This is a genomic window from Streptomyces sp. NPDC047042, from assembly GCF_040644035.1.
GTDB lineage: Bacteria > Actinomycetota > Actinomycetes > Streptomycetales > Streptomycetaceae > Streptomyces.
The window spans coordinates 1-1314 of sequence record NZ_JBEYVP010000119.1 but is presented as its reverse complement, the minus strand read 5'-3'; the positions used below and the strand labels follow the sequence as shown (position 1 = coordinate 1314).

2 protein-coding genes and 1 pseudogene are annotated in these 1314 nt (G+C 72.0%); all 3 read left to right on the top strand.

Features of this window, described 5'->3' with window-relative positions:
* Positions 1-180, top strand: a 180-nt coding sequence (locus ABZ855_RS48360) for a DUF6238 family protein (protein ID WP_360820468.1), incomplete at its 5' end; no start/stop codon positions are given.
* A gap of 15 nt (positions 181-195) precedes the next feature.
* On the top strand, positions 196-480 hold the full coding sequence (locus ABZ855_RS48355) for a hypothetical protein (protein ID WP_360820465.1): 285 nt from the start codon (positions 196-198) through the stop codon (positions 478-480).
* A 46-nt stretch (positions 481-526) separates the two neighbouring features.
* Positions 527-1314, top strand: a pseudogene (locus ABZ855_RS48350) (ATP-binding protein); the annotation flags it as partial.

The window sequence follows — 1314 nt, the reverse complement described above, 5'->3', positions numbered from 1 at the left end:
CCCGTCGCGGACAAGACACCGACGGACACGGAATGCCACCCCGAGCGGCTGCCCGAAGGGCCACCCGTCCTGACCATCTGCCAGCGCCACCTCGCTGCAGGTCACGTCGTCCGCCGCAAAACCACCCCGAGCGACCTCAACACCCCGCTGCACCGCCACACCACCACCTACAGCCAGTAACCCCCACCACCGGAATTGCCCTCACCGTGCGCCCTGAAGCACTCCACCTCCGCCGCCGCCCTCCCCTGGATCGCCGGCGCCACCGCCCTGACCACCACCGCCACGGCCTGTTGGCAGACGCTGAAACTACCGACGACCAGCCGCACCGGCAACGGCTCCTACTCGGCCGGAACCCTCAAGTACAAGGCCGGGTCGCGCCGTTACCACTACCTCGCCGACGGCTCCACACAGCTGGACCGGTCGGGCGACGGCAAGAGCCACCGCAGCCCTAATCCGTTCACCGCCTCGCCGGTCGTCTGACCCCCGCCCCGCGTCCAGACCGCCGTCACATGAAAGCCGCCCCGCCATGAGCCACCGGCCCGCGCCCCGCGCCCGCCGCGCCAGCGCCAGCCCCCTGTTCACCCCGCACCACGCCGACCGCGCCTCCCGAAAAGCCGCCCGCCGGCAACTCGCCGAGGCCACCGCGAAGGCCCGCGCCAAAACAACCGCTCACACCGGCGGCGCCAGCCTCGAGGAACGGGAGACGCCGCCGCCCCTCTTCCCGTCCGCCGGCCGGCCTGGCCCCGCGTCCTCCCGCAGCAACAGGCTCAAGCTGCCCGCCCACCGCATGACCACCGCCACCGCGAGCGGGGCCTACCCGTTTCTCGCCGAAGGCGGCCTCGGCGCCGAAGGCATCTACATCGGCCGCGACGTCCACGCCGAAGCCTCCTTCTGCTTCGATCCGTTCACGCTGTACGGCAAGATCGAGGGCTTCACCAACCCCAACGTGCTCCTCGCGGGCGTGATCGGGCAGGGCAAGTCGGCCCTGGCCAAGAGTTTCGCGCTGAGGTCGATCGCCTTCGGGTACCGGGTCTACGTCCCGTGTGACCCGAAGGGGGAATGGACGCCCGTGGCGCAGGCGCTGGGCGGTATCTCCATCGCGCTCGGGCCGGGCCTGCCCGGCAAGCTGAACCCTCTGGACGCGGCGCCGCGGCCCCACAGTCTCTCCGAGGCCGGCTGGGCGGGCGAGATCCGCAAGCGCCGCCTGCTGCTGCTCGGTTCACTGGCCCGCACCGTGCTCGGGCGGGACCTGCTGCCGATGGAGCACACCGGTCTCGACGTCGCCCTGGACGCCGTCGTCCATCGCGCCGCAGC